The organism is Streptomyces sp. NPDC031100 (assembly GCF_055570785.1).
Window position 1 is genome coordinate 716,475 of sequence record NZ_JBVIGN010000001.1, and the last position, 18,564, is coordinate 735,038.

An 18,564-nucleotide genomic window follows, 5' to 3' on the forward strand; every position below is an offset into this window, starting at 1 on the left:
GGCCACGCATATCCGCTTGCGGAGGGTCCGCGACCGCGCCGGAGAATGGCCGGCATGACGTGGACGATCACTCCGGAACCGTACGACTCCCCGGCCGCCGCCGCGCTGTGGCGGGCGTACTACACGGAGGTCAGCGACCGCTGGTACCTGCTGCACGAGGGGCACCGCACCGACCCGGACGAGCTGGAGCGCGAGATCGCGGCCCAAACCGGTGCCGAACTCGCGCCGCCCACCGGGCAGTTGCTGATCGGCCGGTACGACGGCGAGCCGGCCGGCTCGGCGGGCGTACGGCTGCTCGCCCCGGACACGGCCGAACTCACCCGGGTGTTCGTGTACGAGGCGATGCGCGGCCGGGGCGGGGCCGCGCTCCTGGTCGCCGCCGCCGAGGAGGCCGCCCGTGCCCTGGGGGCCGGGCACCTGATCCTCGACACCCGCAGCGACCTGGTGGAAGCCCGCGCCCTGTACGCCCGCCTCGGCTACCGGGAGACCGAGCCGCACAACGACAGCCAGTACGCCGAACACTGGTTCCGCAAGGACCTGTTGGCGTCCGAGGCCGTCAACTGAGCCTGGCCGCCGCCCCGTCGCGCGGTCGCTCCCGCTCCGAGCCGCACAGCTCGCCGGTGAGTTCCTTCACGAGCCGGTCCAGGTCGGCGGACCGGCCCGGCCGCCACCAGTCGCCGAGCAGCTCGGCCAGCGAGTCCTCGCGGGCCTTGGCGAGCCGTTCGGCGACCTCGCGACCGGACTCGGTGAGCGTCAGGTCCAGGCCCCGGCGTGCGACCAGATGCCGCTCCTCGAGCTGGCGTTCGGCGGTGAGGACGACCTGCAGCGGGACGTCGGTGCGCTCGGCCAGCACACCCGGCTCCACCGAGCCGTACCTGCGGATGCGCAGCAGCATCCAGCCGGCCGCGGGCAGCAGGTCGTACCCGGCCCGCTCGGTGATCTTCCGGTAGATCTCCCGGCGTCCCTCGCGGGTGCCGAGCACGGACAGGGCGCGGCAGCACTCGTCGTAGGAGGAGCGTTCGACCGGGTTGGGCGGGATGGTCTCGGAGACGTCCGGCGCGGTGACCGAGCCGCGCAGCCGGTCCTCCTTCAGGAACCAGGCCAGGAGGAAGCCGAGGCCGGCGACCGGGGCGGCGTACAGGAACACGTCGGTGATGGCCGACGCGAACGCGTGCAGGGCCGGCGGGCGCAGCGAGGGCGGCAGGGCGGCGATGCCGCGCGGGTCGGCCTTGAGGGCGTCGGCCGTCGTGCCGGGCGGCAGGCTCACGCCCCGGAGGGCGGCGGCGAGCTTGTCGCCGAGGCGGCTGGTGAAGACGGTGCCGAAGATGGCGACGCCGAAGGACGCGCCGATGGAGCGGAAGAAGGTCGCGCCGGAGGTGGCGACGCCCAGGTCCTCGTACGACACCGCGTTCTGCACGATGAGGACGAGGACCTGCATGACCAGGCCGAGGCCCAGGCCGAAGACGAAGAAGTAGACGCTCATCTCGGCGGTCGGGCTGTGCTCGTCCAGCCGGTGCAGCAGGAGCAGGCCGATGGCGGTGACGGCGGTGCCGGTGACCGGGAAGACCTTCCAGCGGCCGGTGCGGCTGACGATCTGCCCGGAGACGGTCGAGGACAGCAGCAGGCCGATCACCATCGGCAGCATGTGCACGCCGGAGAGGGTCGGCGAGATGCCGTGCACGACCTGGAGGAAGGTCGGCAGGTAGGTCATCGCGCCGAACATGGCGAAGCCGACGATGAAGCTGATGGCGGCCGCCAGGGTGAAGGTGCGGATGCCGAACAGCTTGAGCGGGAGGACGGGTTCGGCGGCCCGGCGCTCCACGGCGATGAAGGCGAAGGCGAGCACGACGCCCAGCACCGCGAGCCCGATGATCTGCTTCGAACCCCACGCCCACGTCGTACCGCCGAGGGAGGCGACCAGCACCAGACAGGTGGCGACCGCGGCGATCAGGAAGGTGCCGAGGTAGTCGATGACGTGGCGGGCGGCCCGGCGCGGGATGCGCAGGGCGGTCGCGATCACGGCGAGGGCGACGATGCCGACGGGCAGGTTGACGTAGAACACCCAGCGCCAGCTCAGGTGCTGGGTGAACAGCCCGCCGAGCAGCGGCCCGAGCACACTGGTAGCGCCGAACACGGCACCGAACAGCCCTTGGTACCGCCCACGTTCACGTGGCGGCACGATGTCGCCGACGATCGCCATCGACAGCACCATCAGCCCACCGCCGCCCAGGCCCTGCAGCGCCCGGAAGCCGATCAGCTGCCCCATGTCCTGCGCCATGCCGCACAACGCGGACCCGACGAGAAAGATCACGATCGCGGCCTGGAACAGCTTCTTGCGCCCGTACTGGTCGCCGAGCTTGCCCCACAGCGGGGTCGCGGCGGTCGAGGCCAGCAGATAGGCGGTGACGACCCACGACAGGTGCTCCAGGCCGCCCAGGTCGCTGACGATGGTGGGCAGCGCGGTCGACACGATGGTCTGGTCGAGCGCGGCGAGCAGCAGCCCGAGCAGCAGGGCGCCGATCGAGACGAGCACATTGCCGGAAACGTTCTCCGCGGCCTCCCGTTCCTTCGCCGTGCCGTGCGTGTCCAGGGCCATGGAGACCTCCCGGGGCTCGGGTACACCCCTTCCATCCTGGGCGGTGTCACCGTTTATGGCCTGTTGAGGACCCCGTGTGGCCGGTTTGCCGCGTGTTCCGGTTCGGTGGATGTGGAGGAGGTCTGCATAAACTCGGGAGTTCCCGAGGGGAGGGGTGAACGCGTGACGGAACCGAGGGGCCACATCTGCCCGGAGTGCGGGGCGCCGAGGGGGGCGGACAACACCCCGTCCTGCGACTGCACGCAGCGGGCGTCCGAGGCCCTGCGCGAGGCGCGTACGGCCCAGGCGGCAGCGGCGGAGGACTTCGACCCGCTGCGCATCCGCCCGTACGTCGACGTCACCGGAGCCTCGGAGGAGCCTGCCGCGGAGGAGACCCGCCCGACACCGGCCGTCGAAGCCACGCTTCCCCTGCGGCCGGCGCCCGGCCCGAACGGCACGGACCTGCGCCTCTTCGTACAGGACCCACCGCAGGAGCCCGAGGCCGACGAGATACCGGCGGAGGAACCCCGGCGCCGCTCTCGCCGCACGGTCCTGCTGTCCGTCGCGGGTGCGGGGGTCGCCGTCGTGGCTGCGGCCGGTTTCGCGAGCGGGCTGTTCTCGTACCAGACGCCGTCGCGGACCGGGCGGCGGCACAGGAGGTACGGGAGAGGGTCCCGGACGTGACGGCACCGGACACCTCGACGGCGCCTGCACCACCCGCATCGCCCCGCCCGCCCTCACCGTCCCCTTCCCCCACGCCCTCCGCGAGCCCGTCCCCCAGCCCCTCTTCCTCCGCCCCGACCCCGACGGCGTCCCCCACCCCGTCCCGCCCGGCCTCCCCGACCCCGTCGACGTCGACCGCCGGCACCCCGAACGCGGCACCCACCGCGCCCCTGGTACTCCGACGCGGCGACAAGGGCGCGGAGGTCACCGAACTCCAGCTGCGGCTAAGGCAGTTGAACCTCTACGCCGACCAGGCGGACGGCGTCTTCACCGGCCCCGTCGAGGACGCCGTACGCACGTACCAGTGGGCCCGCGGCATCCGCGCCGACGCACCGGGCGTGTACGGCCGGGCTACCCGGGAGAGCCTGGAGTCGGAGACAGCGGAGCCGTAACAGGGTCCAGCAGAACCCCCTGGCGGGGTCGAAGGGGCGGAGCCCCTGGACGCGCACCTGACTCACCCCACGTGCAGCCGAATCGACCCGTCCCCCACGACCTCGACCCTCACCTGCGTAAGATCCCGCACCACCACATCCGGCCCGTGGAAGCCGGCCCGCGGCCCGACCCCCACCACCCGCATCCCCGCGGCGCGCCCCGCCGCGATCCCCGCACCGGAGTCCTCGAAGACGACACAGTCCGCCGGATCGACCCCGAGCTCGGCGGCACCCTTCAGAAACCCCTCGGGATCGGGCTTGCTCGCCCCGACCGACTCGGCGGTGATCCGCACCTCGGGCAGCGGCAGCCCGGCGGCGGCCATACGCGCGGTGGACAGGGCGACATCCGCGGAGGTCACCAGGGCGTGCGGCACGCCGTCCAGGGAGGCGAGAAAGGCGGCCGCACCGGGCACCTCGACCACGCCGTCCATGTCGGCGGTCTCCTCGGCGAGCATGCGCGCGTTGTCGGCGAGGTTCTGCTCCACCGGCCGGTCGGGCAGCAGCACGGCCATCGAGGCGTGCCCCTGCCGGCCGTGGACGACCTTCATCACCTCGTCGCCGTCCAGCCCGTGCCGCTCGGCCCAGCGCCGCCAGATGCGCTCGACGACGGCGTCCGAGTTGACGAGGGTGCCGTCCATGTCGAGCAGGAGGGCGCGGGCGGTGAGAACGGTGGCCGGCATCGGCACCTCCAGGAACGAGGAACGGGACAAGGCGGCCCCGCCCGCCGGTCAGGGAAAACGGGCGGGAGCCACTTTGTTCCTCCACGGTACAAAACCTGTCCGGCTCCCGCCACCACCTCCGGCGAGGGTTCACCCACCGTTCAGCTCAGACCGCGACGGCTTCGTACAGGCCCCACGCCCCGAGCCCCAGCATCAGCAGGGCCGCGACCTGCGTGATCAGCCGCAGCGGCACCCGCTTCATCAGGGCCTTGCCGCCGGCGATGCCGAGCCCTGCCACCGCCCACAGGCCCAGGACCGCGCCGAGGCCGACGGAGATCGGGGCGTCGTAACGGGCGGCGAGGTTGGCGGTCATGATCTGGGTGAGGTCGCCGAACTCGGCGACGAGGATGAGCATGAAGCCCGCACCCGAGACCTTCCCGAAGGACTGGTCGGCCGGCTTGCGGACCTCCTCCTCGCCCTCGTCCCTCTTCATCAGCAGCACCGCGGCGCCACCGAGGAAGAGGACACCGGTGAGCGCGTGCACGATCCGCTGCGGCAGCAGGGTCAGCACGCTGCCGGCCGCGACGGCGAGCACGACGTGCAGCAGGAAGGCGGCGGCGACGCCCGCGAAGACGTACGAGGCGCGGTAGCGGGTGCCGAGCACGAGGCCGGCGAGCGCGGTCTTGTCCGGCAGTTCGGCAAGGAAGATGACGCCGAAGACGAGCGCCGTCACGGTGATGCTGATCAAGAGTCCTCAATCGGTCGGGCTGCCCCGCCGAGAGTGCTGAACCTCACATGAGACACCTCGGCATGGCAGCACACTCGGAACCCGTGCCGTGGGCACGGGCGTGCACTGCTTGCCGAAGGTCTCGCTGGGCGGTCCTGACGGAAGCCGCCTCCGGGCGCCGGCTCAGGCTGGCTGAGCAGTATGTCGACGGTCCGGCGAAGAGCTACTCCCCTTCTGCGCTCCCCATGGTACGGGACACGAAAGTTCTCCCGTGAACCTTGTTGTGTCATGAACGCGTCACTAATGTCTTACCGGGCAGTCACTTTCCGGCAACACGGCACCGCGAGCATTCCCTCGCTCGCGCTCCAACACCCCCACCCCTCAAGGGAGTTCGCATGTCGAAGTTCTACGCGCGTCGACGACTGAGCATACTCGGGGCCCTCACGGGCCTCCTCGCCTCCGCCGCCCTGTTCAACTCCCCGAGCGCCTCCGCCGCCCTCCCCACCCCGGTCAGCGCCGCCACCGCGCGCAGCTACCTCTCCCAGCTCACCGTGGCCACCGAGAACCGCACCGGCTACAGCCGCGACCTCTTCCCGACCTGGATCACCATCTCGGGCACCTGCAACACCCGCGAGTGGATCCTCAAGCGGGACGGATCGAACGTCGTCACCAACTCCGCGTGCACCGCCACCAGCGGCAGCTGGTACTCCCCGTACGACGGCGCCACCTGGACCGCTGCCTCCGACCTGGACATCGACCACCTCGTCCCGCTGGCCGAGGCCTGGGACTCCGGGGCGAGCAAGTGGACCACCGCCCAGCGCCAGGCCTTCGCCAACGACGTCACCCGCCCGCAGCTCCTCGCGGTCACCGACAACGTCAACCAGGCCAAGGGCGACCAGGACCCGGCCACCTGGATGCCGTCGCGCACGGCGTACCGGTGCACCTACGTCCGCGCCTGGGTCCAGGTGAAGTACTACTACGACCTCTCGGTCGACTCCGCGGAGAAGACCGCGCTGACGAACTACCTGGCGAGCTGCTGACGCCGTCGCCGCCGGGCGCTCCTCCTCGATCCACCCCAGCTGCCCACCCGCATGGACAACCCCGATGTTGTCATGCCATCGACACCTCGACGCCCGTCGAAGCGAGTCCCCACCTCCAGGAGTCATGCCATGTCCCGTATGCGCCAACTGGCCGCCGCTGTCGCCTCACTGACGCTCGCCACCGGTGGCCTCATCGTCGCCACCGGAACCGCTCACGCCGCCGACTGCTCGCAGTCCTACCTGCCGCTGCAGGACCCCACCTGTCAGCCCGGCATGCTCAACTCGGCCGTCACGCAGTCCACGATCAACTCCACCATCTGCGTCTCGGGCTACAGCTCCTCCATCCGCCCGTCCAGCAGCTACACCAACGCCCTGAAGGTGAAACAGATCGCCGAGTACGGCTACGACGACACCGACACCGCGGACTACGAGGAAGACCACCTGATACCGCTGTCGCTGGGCGGCAACCCGAAGAGCGAGCAGAACCTGTGGCCCGAGCCCCGCTACGACGTGGGCGGGTATGCAGCCACCGACAAGGACACCGTCGAGTACAAGCTGTACAAGGCGGTCTGTGCAGGAACGATCCAGCTGGCTCCCGCGCAGGAGGCCATCGCCACCGACTGGACCACCGCCCTGGAGGCCGTCGGCCTCAGCTGACGTACCTGCGTCGCGCCTGCGCGCACGGCTCCCGCCGCCCTGAGGGCCCCACGGCGGGAGCCGGCCCGTCCGGGGAGCGGCCGGCTTCCACCAGGGTTACGCCGGCCGCCGCCGCATCAGGAACCCGGCCAGGACCCCGGCCCCGAAGAGCGCCGCCAGCGACACGCCCGTGGCCAGCCAGGTGGCACCGAGCCAGCGGCCGCCGAAGTAGCCGAGGGCGACGCTGTAGGCGGCCCAGGACAGGCCCGCCAGCGCGGACCACGGGACGAAGTCGCGGGCGCGGCGGTGGGCGGCGCCCGCGCAGAACGAGACGACCGAGCGGCCGGCGGGGGCGAAGCGGGCCAGGACGACCAGGGCTCCGCCGCCCCGGGACAGGGCATCGCCGAGACGTTCCTGCGCAGCGGTCAGGCGGCGGGAACGGGCGATCGCGCGGTCCAGGCGGTCACCGCCGCGCCAGGCCAGCCGGTAGGCCACCAGATCGCCGAGGACCGAGGCGGTCGCGGCGGAGAGGGTCAGGGCGACGATGTCCGGCACACCGTGCGGGACCTGTCCCGTCGCCGCGCCCGAACCGGCGGCCGCCGCCGTCGCCGCCGTGATGACGAGCACACCGCTCGGCAGCACCGGCACGAACACGTCGAGCAGCACCGACAGGCCCACCATGACGTAAATCCATGGACTGGCGGCCAGTGACCCCACGCTCTCCCACACGACTACTCCCCCGTAACTCCCCCGATGACAGCCATACAGCGTACGCCGAGGGTGTGACAGAAGGTTCGTGGGGGGCGCATGTGATCGAGACAACTTGTTCACGCGGTGGCCGCATCCGGCGCCGGTCTGTTCGTGCGACGGGCGCCCTTCCCCACGCGGCCGGGGAAGGGCGCCCGTCGTACGGCGGGTCGGTCAGGCCGCTATCGGGGCCTTCCCGGCGGCCGGCTCCTGCGCCGTCGCCGTGCCGCGGGTGAAGAGCCGGTCCAGGCCGAAGGCGCCGGAGCCGGTGAAGACCAGCAGGAAGAACGCCCAGCAGAACAGGACGGACAGCTCGCCGCCGTTCTGGATGGGCCACAGGGCGGCCTGCTGGTGGACGTCGAAGTACGCGTACGCCATCGAGCCGGAGGCGATCAGCGCGGCGCCGCGGGTGCCGAGGCCGAGCAGGACGAGGCCGCCGGCGACCAGCTGGATCACGGCCGCGTACCAGCCGGGCCAGGTGCCGGCCGGGATCGTGCCGCCGTCGGAGCCCATGGCGCCGCCGAGGACGCCGAAGAGCGAGGCGGCGCCGTGCACGGCGAACAGGAGGCCGACGACGATGCGGAACAGCCCGATGACGTACGGCTGAGCGGCGTTGAGGCGTGCTGACATGGGATTTCTCCTCTTCGGTGCCGGCCGGGGACAGGCCGGTCGTGGGGGGTGGCGTACCGAACGAGGGACCCAGGTTAGGCGGACCTAATCAATGCTTGCAAGTTCAACATTAGGCCATTGTCTCGCTTCCGGTTGCGGTTCCGCTTCGGCTCCGGCCGCCCGCAGGACGGCTCGTGCCACCGCGTCGGCGTCCGACAGCGTGACCGAGTCCACGCCCGGACGGGCGCCCGCGGCGGTCACCCAGTGCACGCCCTCCGTCGGCACACCGAACGCGAAACGCCTTGTGTGGACGCGTCCTTGACGGTCGATCAGACGGTAGGGACGGTGGGTGACATCCAGTCCTCCGGTTTCGTAGCCGTCCACGGTGTGCGGCCGGCAGGCGCCGGCGCGCAGCAGCCCCGCGAGCAACTCGTCCTCCGTGCGCCGCAGATCGGGTTCCGGAAGGCGCGCCTCTATGAGGGTGGTCACACGCACCGCCGAGCCGGGCACGTCCGGTGAGTACCCCACCCACACCCCCGGCTCGGCGCGCACCTCGAGACGCGGGCCCAGCACCTGGACCACCCCCGCCGCCAGCAGGGCCGCCAGTTCCTCGATGCGGCGCCGGGGCGGGCCGATGGACAGGAAGGCGTTGAGCGGGGTGTACCAGCGGTCCAGGTGCGCGCGCCGCGAGTCCCCGGTCAGGCCGCCGTGGTCCACGACCAGGCGTATCTCGTTGCGCAGGTCGCGCAGGACGTCCAGGGCGGCCTTCAGCGGGCCGCGCACGTTGCCCAGGGCCGCCTGCGCCGCGTCCTCGCGCAGATACGCCAGCAGCCACCGGCTCCACTGCCCGGGACCGGCGAACTCCAGGTCACCGTACGGCCGGGACACCCGCTCCCAGCACCAGCGGTCCTCGGCCCGGACCCCGAACTCGTCCAGCAGCACGGCCTCCCGGGGGTCGCCGTGCGGTACGGCGAGGAAGCGGTCGGCGAGGTCGGAGCGGCCGGTCAGCGCGCCGTAGTAGACGGTCTCCACCTCCTTGGCGACCAACGGCCATATCTCCGCGAGGAAGTCGGGCGCCGCGCCGGAGTCGGCCCGCTTGCGGAAGCGCTCTGTCACCTCGGGGGTGAGCACCAGCGGGAGGTGACGGCCGTACGGGCCCTTGGCGTTGTCGCCGCGCGCCTGGTACGGCACCCCGCGGCGCGAGCCCGCGTACAGGCGCGGCTCCCGGCCGGAGGGCCGGTAGTGCAGGACCCCGTCGGCGTCCCGGACGAAGCGGCCGCCCCGACCGGTGGTCAACAGGGCCATGTGGTCGAAGAAGTTGAGGCCGAGCCCGCGCAGCAGCACCGGTTCGCCCGGCGCGAGTGCGGACAGGTCGACGTCGGCCGGATTGGCGGGCGGGACGAGGCGCAGGCCGTGCCGTGCCGCGTGTCCGGCCGCCCGCTCCTGCTCCTCGTCCGGAGCCGCCGGCAGATGCCCCTGCGCCAGGACCACCGCCGCGAGGCCCGGCAGCACCCGGCCGTCGTCGAGAGAGAGCACCTGGCTGCCGTCGGGGCCGTCGTCCAGTCGTACGGCACGGGCCCGGTGGGTCTCGATGCGCACCGCCCGCGGGGCCGCCCGGACGGTCCGTGCGAACACCCACTCCAGGTAGCGGCCGTAGTGGGCACGGGTCGGGTACTCGTCGGGGCCCAGCTCGCCGTCCGCCCACTCGTCCAGACTCGGGCCCGGCCGGATCGGCCCCGAGCAGTCCACACTGGCGTCGGTGAACAGCGTCACCTGGCTCGCCACGGTGTTCATCAGCAGCTCGGCCGACTGCGCGGTCCGCCAGACCCGGCCCGGGCCGGGCGGTGCCGGGTCGATCACGTGGACCGTCAGCCGGACGCCGGGCGCGAGGAGTTCCGGTGCGGAGGCGCAGAGGCGTTCCAGGACGCTGGTTCCGCGGGGTCCGGCCCCGACCAGGGCGACGGAGACCGTGGGGGATTCCTGGGTCGGTGCAGACAAAGGGGTGACTCCCGGGCGTATGGGGGCGCATGGCAGCAGACCGTCCACGGGAAGCGGACGGTCCGCCTCATCATGCCTCTCCGGACGCGCGCGGTCGGGTACACCCCTGGCCCCGCGCCGGCCAAGACACCCCTCCCTGGCCCGAGTTGTCGGTCATGCCGGTCATGGCGGCACACTCAGGGCGCGGCCCCGCACTACCGGACGTACTCCCGCACATGCACATGCCCGTCGAGCGGGTAGGCGGGCGGTGCCGCCGGCAGCAGCTCGGTCAGCTCGTAGCCGCATTTCTGCGCGACCCGGCACGACGCCGTGTTGTCCACCTGGTGGAGCAGTTCGAGCCGGGTCAGCCCGGCACCGCCGAAGGACGCGAAGGCCCAGGCGGTCAGCGCCTTGAGCGCGCGCGGCGCCACGCCCCGGCCGCGCGCGGGGGCCGCGGTCCAGTAGCCGACCTCGGCCGAGGAGACGCCCGGGGGCTCGGCGAACTTCAGGACCGTATGCCCCAGCACCGGTTCCGGTACGGGGCCGGGCTCCACGACGGCGAAGGCGAACCGGCGTCCGTCCTCCCACCCGCGCCGCTGCTCCTCGATCCACCGGGCCGCGCCCGCCTCGTCCTGAACGACCTCGCCCGTCCAGTGCCGCAGGACGTCGTCCCGGTACGCCTCGACCAGCGCGGCGGCGTCCTGCGGGCACCACGGCCGCAGCAGGAGAGCGGGGCCCGAGGGGGTGGCGGGTACGTTCAGCCGTGCCGCAGACATACGGTCCTTTCGGTCGCCCAGCGGGCCTGTCACCGGGCCGTCCTCGTGCTCATGCTCAGCGCCTCAACTGCCCACTGACATCCTCCCGGCCCTGAAGGGCCGGGGCTCCATCCGCCCGCATGGTGCAGGCCCTGGTGGGTTCCTGTTTCATCACGCACCGCCCTGGCTAGGCAGGGTCTTACACGCGCTCCGCAGGCGTTTTACCTCTCCGCTTGCCCAGCGGCGAGGAGACGCTTTCCTTCGCGTCTGATGTTGATCTCTGCGTTCACATCCCGGTCGTGGTGTGCTCCGCAGGAGCACACCCAGTTCCGGATGCGCAGTCCTTCCAGTCCCTTCGGGCCTTCTATGCTTCCGCATGCTGAGCACGTCTGGGTGGACGGGAAGAACCTGTCGACCTTGGCGAAGCCGCGCCCGTATCGGTGGCACTTCGCTTCGAGGGTGCGGGCGAACATGCCCAGGGACTGGTCGTGGACGGACTTGGCTCGCTTGCCCTTGGCCATGCCCTTCACGTTCAGGTCCTCCACATAGACCGCTTGGCTTTCGCGGACGATGCGGGTGGTTTCCTGCTCGATGAAGTCGCGGCGCTTGTCCGCGATCTTGGCGTGGATCTTGGAGACTGCGAGCTTGGCCTTCCTGCGGTTGCTGCTGCCCTTGACGCACCTGCTGAGCTTGCGCTGGGCGCGGCGGAGCTTCTTCTCCTGCCGCCGGAAGAACTTCGGGGAGGCGATCTTCCGTCCGCGCAGTACGGCGTAGGAGGACAGGCCCAGGTCGATGCCGGTTTCGGTCCCGTCCCAGTCGAGTTCCGGCAGCGGCTTGTCCTCGGTCTCCACAACGAACGAGGCGAAGTACCGGCCCGCAGGGTCCTTGATGATCGTGACGCTGGACGGGTCCGAGGGGAGCGGGCGCGACCAGCGCACCTCCACGTCCCCGAGCTTGGCGACGAACAACCTGCCGTTGGGGCGCAGCACGAATCCGTTGCGGGTAAGCCGGATCGACTGGCGGCCCGACTTCTTCTTCATGCGCGGCGGGGCCACCTTCGGTCCCTTGCGTACCCCGCGCTTGGAGGCGAAGTAGTTCCGGTACGCGGTGTGCAGATCCTGCAAGGACTGCACCAGCGCCACCGACGGGGCTTCCTTCAGCCATTCCCGCTCCGGGGTCTTCTTTGCCCCGGTGATCACCATCTTCTGCAAGGTGACGTCGGAGATGTACGGCTCGCCGCCCCTCCATGCCGCCCTGCGCTCCCGCAGCCCGTCGTTGTAGACGACGCGGGCACACCCGAAGAAGCGTGCCAAGTCCCGCTGCTGACGCGGGGTCGGATAGATCCGCTCGTTGTACCGCAGCTTCATGGCTCACCTCCCCGGACTGATCATGATCAAGGCCCGTGAACCAATACGCCAAGCGGGTGACTAATTGTCAAGTTGGGTACCTGCTCCGTCTGCGGGCCCGGTACCGGGCTAACCCCGCCCTGAAGGACGGGGCTTGCGCCCTCAAGAATCTTGGTCAATCACGGGAGTCAGGGGGCAGCGCGACCGACCCGCGCGGCGGCCGGCCGTCGGTCGGGGTGCCACGTACGGCGCGCCGCTACCCCGTCTGCCGCACGGACTGCCCCCGTACCTCCAGCCCTCCGAGCAGCTCCGCCGTGGCCTCGGCCACAGCCTCCACGGCCCGCTCGAACACCTCGCGGTTGTGGGCGGCGGGCGCCCGGAACCCCGAGACCTTCCGCACGTACTGCAGCGCGGCGGCGCGGATGTCCTCCTCGGTGGCCTCACCGGGCAGCACGGGCGGACGCAGCGTCTTGATACTCCGGCACATGCCCCCAGTCTCACGCACACCGCGCGCCCCTGGAAGGATCACACCGAAGGCGGCCACCGAACCCCGGGGCCGACCGACGAGAGGACCCTCCTCATGACGACGAAGCACACCGTGGCCATCCTCGGCCCCGGCGGCACCGGCGGCCTTCTGGCCGCCCTCCTGTCCCGCTCCGGCCACCGCGTCATCTGCCTGGCCCGTAAGGCCACGGCGGACACCCTGCGCAGCACCGGGATCCAGGTCCGCAGCAGCCAGTTCGGCGACTTCACCGCGCCCGTGGAGGCGGACACCGAGCTGCGCGAGCCCGTGGACGCCTGCCTGATCACCGTCAAGCACACCGCCCTGGACGCCGCCCTCACCCGCGTCCCGCCCGCGGCCCTCGGCGACGCCCTGGTCGTACCGCTCCTGAACGGCGTCGAACACCCCGCGGCCCTGCGCACCCGGTACCGCCCCGACCGCGTGGCCCCCGCCGTGATCCGGGTGGAGTCGACCCGCGTGGCCCCCGGTGTCATCGAGCACGGCAGCCCCTTCACGGAGATCGACCTGACGGGCGACCCGGTCCCCCGCCCCCGCCTCGACGCCCTGGCCGCCGCCCTCTCCACCGCGGGCGTGACCACCCGGGTCCTGGAGGACGAGACGGCCGCCCTGTGGGCGAAGATGGCCTTCCTGGCCCCCTTCGCCCTGCTCACCACCCGCTACGGCCTCCCTCTCGGCGAGGCCCGCACCCGCCACCGCGAGGAGCTTCAGGCCCTGGTCGCCGAGACCACCGCGGTCAGCCGCGCCTGCGGCGCCCCCGCGGACCCGGCCCAGGCCCTGTCCCGGTACGACGCCTTCCCGCCCGCCGCCAAGTCCTCCATGCAGCGCGACGCCGAGGCGGGCCGACCACTCGAACTCGACGCCATCGGCGGGGCGTTGCTGCGCGCGGCGGACCGGCACGGCGTACCGGTCCCGGTGACGGCCCGCCTGATGGGCGAACTGCGGGCCGCCGGCCACCGAAGCCCCGTCGGCTCAGTGGGTCGGCAGCCACTGGGCCGGCACCAGATGTGATCACCATGCCCCGGTTGCGGCGGGCGGCGCCGATCGCGGCGTCGCCCAGCTGCGCAAGCCCCGCGACGCTGGGACCCAGGGAGCCCTACTCGTTCGCGTGAACCCCACAACTGAACTCGCCACCCAAAATCGAACAGGCGTAGCATTGCCGCGTGGCGACGACCTATGAATTCCCCAGTGACCTCCGCGCCGGCCAGGAGGAGCTGCATCAGGTCCGGGCCGAGCTGTCGGCCCTGCTCAAGCGACTTCCCTGGTCGGTCGAGCCGATGGACGGCTTCAGTGACACCGGCGGCTGGCGCAAGGTGGAGCGGCCCGCGTCCCCCGGCTGGACGGCGGACGAGCAGGCCGAGGTGGAGAAGCTGCGGCAGCGGGAGCACGAACTGGCGGTCTTCGTCAGCGGACACCGCTTCTGGGCCGAGGTCGCGGCGGCGGAGCGGGTCGAGGCCCGCATGAGGCTGAAGCACGCCCACGAGGAGACGCCCGAGCACTAGGAGTGAAGCGAGAAGCCCCCGACCGGCACCGGTCGGGGGCTTCTCGCTTCTCCTGTGGGCGCGGACGGTTTCGAACCGCCGACATCCTGCTTGTAAGGCAGGCGCTCTACCCCTGAGCTACGCACCCGTTGCCCGGACCATGTGCCCAGGACGAGTCGACAGCCTACCTTGCCGGGGGCACTGCACCGCAAACCCGAACAGCCGGTCCCGGGCCCGTACGGGGGTTATCCCCACCTCCGGTCCGGGAGCAGGCCGGATCGCCTCCCCCTCCGTAGATCATTTACGGTCCTCACAGACCGATCCCAGGGGGAGTTCTCGCATGACCCGTTCCGTTCCCGCCCGCTCCGCCGCCGTCGGGCTGCTCGTCGGCGCCCTCGTCACCGCAGTCAGCGCCTGCGGGGCGTCCGCGGGTGACGACGAGCACCCGGACCACCGGGCCTTCACGCTGCACGGCCGCACCCTCACCGTCGACTCGGACAACTCGGCGCTGGAGGTCGTCGCCGCCGAGGGGAACAAGGCCGGCACCGTCGAGGTGACCCGGTGGTTCCAGGGGTCCGTGGTGATCGGCAGCGATCCCAAGGTGAGCTGGTCCTTCAAGGACGACCGGCTGGTGCTGCGGGTGCGCTGCTCGGGGTTCGTCGCCGACTGCTCGGCCAGGCACCGGATCGAGGTGCCGCGCGGGATCGCCGTCAAGGTCGAGAACGGGGACGGGAGCGTGCGGGCGCACGGCTTCACGGATCCGCTGACCCTCAGCACGAGCGACGGTTCCGTGCGCGTCACCGAATCCAGCGGGCCGCTGAACCTGCACTCCGACGACGGGTCGGTGCGCGCCGAGGTCTCCTCGCGGCGGGTACGGGCCGACACCACCGACGGGTCGGTGCACCTCGAACTGGACGCCGTGCCCGATCTGGTGGACGCCGGAAGCGACGACGGGTCCGTGACGGTCGCGCTGCCCCGGGCGGCGTACCACGTGAAGGCGGGGTCCGACGACGGGTCGGTGTCCGTGTCCGTGCCGCGCGACGACCGGAGCCCGCACACGGTGTCGGCCCACACCGCGACCGGGAGCGTGACGGTGAACACGGCGAACTGACCGGCCCGTGTGTTCGTCTTCAACGGGTGGGAGAATGACACCACCCAGGGCGGACATCGGCACGGGAGAGGGATGTGACGGCGACACCGGGCACGCCAGCGATGCGGTCGTACCCGCACCAGCCGTCGACCGTACGGGGCCGGGGCGGACCCTCGGCCCTGCGCGACACCCTCACCCTGATGAGCCTGCCGGTGCTCGCCGTGCTCGCGCTGCCGGCCGCGTTCGCCGGCGGCGGCACCCGGCGCTGGTTCGGCGGGCGGGCGGAGAGCCAGCGGGCCGAGGCGCAGGCGGCGAAGGACGCCGCCGCGGCCGCCTTCTACGAACTCGACACCGCCCAGCGGGACCTGAGGATCTCCATCGAGACCATCACGGCCGTCGACGACTCCCCCGCCGCCCGGCGCGCGGTGGCCGACTTCGCGGCGCTGGGCGGACGGATCGACGAGGTCAGCCAGCGGTACATCCAGGCCGTGGACGCCCATGACCTGGACCGGGACGATCTGGAGGCCGCGGCGGCGGCCCGGGCGCGCAGCGAGCTGACCGCGGCCCGGGACGAACTGGTCCGGGTCAAGCAGGAGCTGGACCGCTTCGGCAGTTCGCTCGGGCCGCTGCTCGGCAAGGCCGAGACCCAGCTGGCGCGGCTCGCCCCGGCGGTGGAGCGGGCCCGGCAGGCGCTGCTGGGCGCGAGCAACGCGCTGGACGCCGTACGCGAGAAGGGCCTCAGGGCTGATGACCTCGCCGCGCGGCTTGCCGCGCTCTCGCCCGAGCTGACCAGGCTGAACCAGGGGGCCGGGCAGCACGGGGTGGCGCCGACGCTGGAGCGGGCCGAGCGGGTGCAGCGGGAGGCCGCGGCGATCCGGGCCGAGGCCGAACGGCTGCCGGAGAAGGCCGCCGAGATCGACCGCCGGCTGGTCAGCCTGCGGACCAGGGCGCAGGCGCTGACCACCCGGGCCGGGCAGGTCGACCCGGTGCTCAGCGAGCTGCGGCGGCGGTTCGCGGCCGCGTGCTGGCAGGATCTGCAGCAGGTGCCGGCACAGGCCGCGGAGAACGTGCGGCAGGCCGAGCTGAAGCTGCGCGAGGCCCAGGCCGCCCGGGACGCCCAGCGCTGGCCGGACGCCACCTCCCTGCTGTCGACCGTGCGGGCGCTGCTGAACACCACGGACGAGGCGGTGTCGGCCGCGGGTGACCGGCTCACCCGGCTGAACGCCGTGCAGAAGGACCCGCAGCAGGAGATCGAGCGGACCCGGTTCGCGATACGGGACGCCCAGCGGCTGGCGATGACGGGCCGTGCGACCCCGGATCCGCGGCACGCACGGCCGCTGGACGACGCGGTGGCCCGGCTGGAGCGGGCGATCGGCACGCTGGAGGGCCGGCACCCCGACTACTGGCACTTCCTGACCGAGACCGAGGCCGTGCGGCAGACGGCGGCCCGGGTGGTGGCGCAGATCCGCGAGGAGCGGGGCGGCGCGCACTGAGCCGTTTGCCGCCGAGGCGTCGCGGGCGGATATTGGGACGTACGTATGGCCTCCGCTGGCACACGAAGGAGGCGGACATGGCCACACACCCAGTGCACCAGCAGACGCGGCGGCGGATCCGGCTCGACGATCACCTTCCGGTCGACCACCGCCTGAACAGGGTCTACCGGGTCGGGGCGGGCCTGATGGGCCTGTTCCTGCTCGCGTTCGGCATCCTCGGCCTGACCAACAACATCGGCTTCTTCGACACCGGTGGGAACACCGCCATGGGCCTGAACACCAACGGTGCGCTCAGTGTCCTGTCCGTGTGCGTCGGGCTGCTGCTCTTCGTCGGCATGGTGGTCGGCGGGAACTTCGCGTCGACGCTGAACATGACGCTCGGGATCCTGTTCCTGCTGAGCGGGTTCCTGAACCTGTCCCTGCTCGACACCCAGTACAACTTCCTGGCCTTCAAGATCCAGAACGTGCTGTTCAGCTTCGTGGTCGGCCTGCTGCTGATGGTGTTCGGGATGTACGGCAGAGTCGGCTCGACCCTGCCGCACGACAACCCGTACTGGCGGGCCCGCCACCCCGACGCGTCGTAGGGGCGGCGGGACCCGAGGCGTCAGGTGCGGTAGGCGTAGAAGGCCGCGCCCGGGTAGGACGCGACGAGGCTCGCCACCGACCGGTTGTAGGTGTTGGTGGAGTGGTACGTCACGTACGGCACGCCCATCGGGCTGCGGTAGGTGACGATCATGGAGTGGTCCTTGTCGCCGTCCCTGTTGAAGTCCATCTGGAGCACGTCGCCGAGGTCCAGCTGGTAGACGTTGGCGAGGCTGGTGACCCGCTTCGAGGACAGGGCGAACCAGGAGAACTCGTTGACGCCGACGAAAGAGTCCGACTGGATGTCCGCGTTGCCGAACCACTTGTGGAAGTCGTACGTGTAGCCGGGGACGTGCTTCCAGCCGCCCGCCTTCAGGGACTGGCTGACGAAGTTGGTGCAGTCACCGCCCGCGCCCTGACCGTTGTAGTCCGGGTAGTCCGGGTTGTAGTTCCGCCAGTACTTCGTCGCGTACGACACCATGGCCTGGTAGTCGTAGGCGCCGCCGGTGAGCGTCTTGCGGTTGGCCGGCGCGGGCCAGGTGGTCGACGCGCGGGAGGCCTCGGGCGGGGCGTTGTCGTCCGGAGCCGGGCTGGCCTTCACGGCGGTCGGCTGGGCGACCTGGTTGACCGCGAGGTAGCCGTTGTCCGTGTCGCGGACCGTCGTCAGCTGCCAGGTGCCGTGCCGGTCGGCCTTGAAGGTCAGCTCGTGGTGGGCCTGGAAGCCGGTGGTCTTCGGCTCCTTGCCCGTGGCCTTCTCGTAGGTCAGCGTGGTGGTCTCGGTGACGTCGGCCTTCGCCGTACGGCCGGTGACCCGCGTCGCGTCCAGCGTGACCCGGACACTGCCGGCGCTGTACTTCTCGCCCAGCTTGGCGAGGCGGGACTGGCGGCCGCGCAGTTGGGCCAGCGCGGAGCTCTCCGCCCGCGACTGCGTGGCGGACAGCTTGACGTCGCCGGAGAAACCGGACGTGGTCCGCTTCGTGTCGCCCCCGTCCACCAGGGCTTCCGTGCGGTCGGTGAAGACCGCGTCGGCCAGCCGCTGGAAGGTCGCCTTGGTCGCGGCGTCCACGGTCGGGTCGTCGACGACGGCAGCGCCCGCGCTCCAGTTGGGCACCAGGGCCACTCCGGCGACGACAGAGGCGGCGGCCACCGAGACTATGCCGGCGCGGCGCCCCT

Annotated in this window: 20 protein-coding genes and 1 tRNA gene; 10 read left to right on the plus strand and 11 right to left on the minus strand. The window is 71.7% G+C overall.

Annotated features, from left to right (window positions below):
* Nucleotides 1–45 precede the first annotated feature (45 nt).
* Nucleotides 46–564, plus strand: coding sequence for a GNAT family N-acetyltransferase (locus ACZ5DS_RS03340; RefSeq protein ID WP_468233427.1), 519 nt, complete (start codon nt 46–48; stop codon nt 562–564).
* Here ACZ5DS_RS03340 and ACZ5DS_RS03345 read toward each other — a convergent pair.
* Complete coding sequence (locus ACZ5DS_RS03345) at nt 557–2,596, minus strand: DHA2 family efflux MFS transporter permease subunit (RefSeq protein ID WP_468233429.1); 2,040 nt, start codon at nt 2,594–2,596, stop codon at nt 557–559. The two genes, ACZ5DS_RS03340 and ACZ5DS_RS03345, sit on opposite strands and share 8 nt — an antisense overlap.
* A gap of 162 nt (nt 2,597–2,758) precedes the next feature.
* On the opposite strand from ACZ5DS_RS03345, the gene ACZ5DS_RS03350 reads away from it, so the two are divergent.
* Both ACZ5DS_RS03350 and ACZ5DS_RS03355 read left to right on the plus strand, forming a co-directional pair.
* On the plus strand, nt 2,759–3,259 hold the full coding sequence (locus ACZ5DS_RS03350; RefSeq protein ID WP_468233431.1) for a hypothetical protein: 501 nt from the start codon (nt 2,759–2,761) through the stop codon (nt 3,257–3,259).
* A complete protein-coding gene (locus tag ACZ5DS_RS03355; RefSeq protein ID WP_468233433.1) occupies nt 3,256–3,690 on the plus strand; it encodes a peptidoglycan-binding domain-containing protein in 435 nt (144 codons plus the stop codon). Before ACZ5DS_RS03350 ends, ACZ5DS_RS03355 begins: the two co-directional genes overlap by 4 nt.
* Nucleotides 3,691–3,752: 62 nt before the next feature.
* On the opposite strand, the gene ACZ5DS_RS03360 is transcribed toward ACZ5DS_RS03355, so the two are convergent.
* Together ACZ5DS_RS03360 and ACZ5DS_RS03365 are read right to left on the minus strand one after the other, a co-directional pair.
* A complete protein-coding gene (locus tag ACZ5DS_RS03360) occupies nt 3,753–4,409 on the minus strand; it encodes an HAD-IA family hydrolase (RefSeq protein ID WP_468233436.1) in 657 nt (218 codons plus the stop codon).
* 145 nt (nt 4,410–4,554) lie between these two features.
* Nucleotides 4,555–5,136, minus strand: a complete 582-nt coding sequence (locus tag ACZ5DS_RS03365; protein WP_468233438.1) for a TMEM165/GDT1 family protein — start codon at nt 5,134–5,136, stop codon at nt 4,555–4,557.
* A 374-nt stretch (nt 5,137–5,510) separates the two neighbouring features.
* On the opposite strand from ACZ5DS_RS03365, the gene ACZ5DS_RS03370 reads away from it, so the two are divergent.
* Both ACZ5DS_RS03370 and ACZ5DS_RS03375 read left to right on the plus strand, forming a co-directional pair.
* Nucleotides 5,511–6,155, plus strand: a complete 645-nt coding sequence (locus ACZ5DS_RS03370) for an HNH endonuclease family protein (protein ID WP_468233440.1) — start codon at nt 5,511–5,513, stop codon at nt 6,153–6,155.
* 129 nt (nt 6,156–6,284) lie between these two features.
* Complete coding sequence (locus ACZ5DS_RS03375) at nt 6,285–6,812, plus strand: hypothetical protein (RefSeq protein ID WP_468233442.1); 528 nt, start codon at nt 6,285–6,287, stop codon at nt 6,810–6,812.
* Between the two features lie 96 nt (nt 6,813–6,908).
* Here ACZ5DS_RS03375 and ACZ5DS_RS03380 read toward each other — a convergent pair whose 3' ends face one another.
* From ACZ5DS_RS03380 to ACZ5DS_RS03405, 6 genes are all read right to left on the minus strand, one after another.
* On the minus strand, nt 6,909–7,472 hold the full coding sequence (locus ACZ5DS_RS03380) for a DedA family protein (RefSeq protein WP_468233444.1): 564 nt from the start codon (nt 7,470–7,472) through the stop codon (nt 6,909–6,911).
* 240 nt (nt 7,473–7,712) lie between these two features.
* Nucleotides 7,713–8,168, minus strand: coding sequence for a DoxX family protein (locus ACZ5DS_RS03385; protein ID WP_468233446.1), 456 nt, complete (start codon nt 8,166–8,168; stop codon nt 7,713–7,715).
* A gap of 84 nt (nt 8,169–8,252) precedes the next feature.
* Complete coding sequence (locus ACZ5DS_RS03390; protein ID WP_468233447.1) at nt 8,253–10,145, minus strand: FAD/NAD(P)-binding protein; 1,893 nt, start codon at nt 10,143–10,145, stop codon at nt 8,253–8,255.
* A 194-nt stretch (nt 10,146–10,339) separates the two neighbouring features.
* Nucleotides 10,340–10,900 carry a GNAT family N-acetyltransferase gene (locus ACZ5DS_RS03395; RefSeq protein WP_468233449.1) on the minus strand — a complete coding sequence of 187 codons (561 nt, stop codon included), beginning with the start codon at nt 10,898–10,900 and terminating at the stop codon, nt 10,340–10,342.
* A 200-nt stretch (nt 10,901–11,100) separates the two neighbouring features.
* Complete coding sequence (locus tag ACZ5DS_RS03400; protein WP_468233451.1) at nt 11,101–12,246, minus strand: RNA-guided endonuclease InsQ/TnpB family protein; 1,146 nt, start codon at nt 12,244–12,246, stop codon at nt 11,101–11,103.
* A gap of 235 nt (nt 12,247–12,481) precedes the next feature.
* On the minus strand, nt 12,482–12,712 hold the full coding sequence (locus ACZ5DS_RS03405; RefSeq protein WP_468233453.1) for a DUF2277 domain-containing protein: 231 nt from the start codon (nt 12,710–12,712) through the stop codon (nt 12,482–12,484).
* Nucleotides 12,713–12,805: 93 nt separating this feature from the next.
* On the opposite strand from ACZ5DS_RS03405, the gene ACZ5DS_RS03410 reads away from it, so the two are divergent.
* Together ACZ5DS_RS03410 and ACZ5DS_RS03415 are read left to right on the plus strand one after the other, a co-directional pair.
* Complete coding sequence (locus tag ACZ5DS_RS03410; protein ID WP_468233455.1) at nt 12,806–13,756, plus strand: ketopantoate reductase family protein; 951 nt, start codon at nt 12,806–12,808, stop codon at nt 13,754–13,756.
* 152 nt (nt 13,757–13,908) lie between these two features.
* Nucleotides 13,909–14,247 carry a hypothetical protein gene (locus ACZ5DS_RS03415; protein ID WP_468233456.1) on the plus strand — a complete coding sequence of 113 codons (339 nt, stop codon included), beginning with the start codon at nt 13,909–13,911 and terminating at the stop codon, nt 14,245–14,247.
* Nucleotides 14,248–14,302: 55 nt separating this feature from the next.
* On the opposite strand, the gene ACZ5DS_RS03420 is transcribed toward ACZ5DS_RS03415, so the two are convergent.
* Nucleotides 14,303–14,374 (minus strand) — tRNA-Val (locus ACZ5DS_RS03420).
* A gap of 192 nt (nt 14,375–14,566) precedes the next feature.
* On the opposite strand from ACZ5DS_RS03420, the gene ACZ5DS_RS03425 reads away from it, so the two are divergent.
* The 3 genes from ACZ5DS_RS03425 (at nt 14,567) to ACZ5DS_RS03435 (ending at nt 17,393) form a co-directional block, all read left to right on the plus strand.
* The gene (locus ACZ5DS_RS03425) at nt 14,567–15,337 is read left to right on the plus strand and encodes a DUF4097 family beta strand repeat-containing protein (RefSeq protein ID WP_468233458.1); all 771 of its coding nucleotides are present in this window, start codon (nt 14,567–14,569) and stop codon (nt 15,335–15,337) included.
* Nucleotides 15,338–15,411: 74 nt separating this feature from the next.
* Nucleotides 15,412–16,809: a hypothetical protein gene (locus ACZ5DS_RS03430; RefSeq protein WP_468233460.1), complete on the plus strand. Its 1,398-nt coding sequence runs from the start codon at nt 15,412–15,414 to the stop codon at nt 16,807–16,809.
* A 77-nt stretch (nt 16,810–16,886) separates the two neighbouring features.
* Nucleotides 16,887–17,393 carry a DUF4383 domain-containing protein gene (locus ACZ5DS_RS03435; RefSeq protein ID WP_468233461.1) on the plus strand — a complete coding sequence of 169 codons (507 nt, stop codon included), beginning with the start codon at nt 16,887–16,889 and terminating at the stop codon, nt 17,391–17,393.
* A gap of 20 nt (nt 17,394–17,413) precedes the next feature.
* Here the strand turns inward: ACZ5DS_RS03435 and ACZ5DS_RS03440 are convergent, their stop codons facing one another.
* On the minus strand, nt 17,414–18,538 hold the full coding sequence (locus ACZ5DS_RS03440; RefSeq protein ID WP_468233884.1) for an amidase domain-containing protein: 1,125 nt from the start codon (nt 18,536–18,538) through the stop codon (nt 17,414–17,416).
* Between the last annotated feature and the right edge of the window lie 26 nt (nt 18,539–18,564).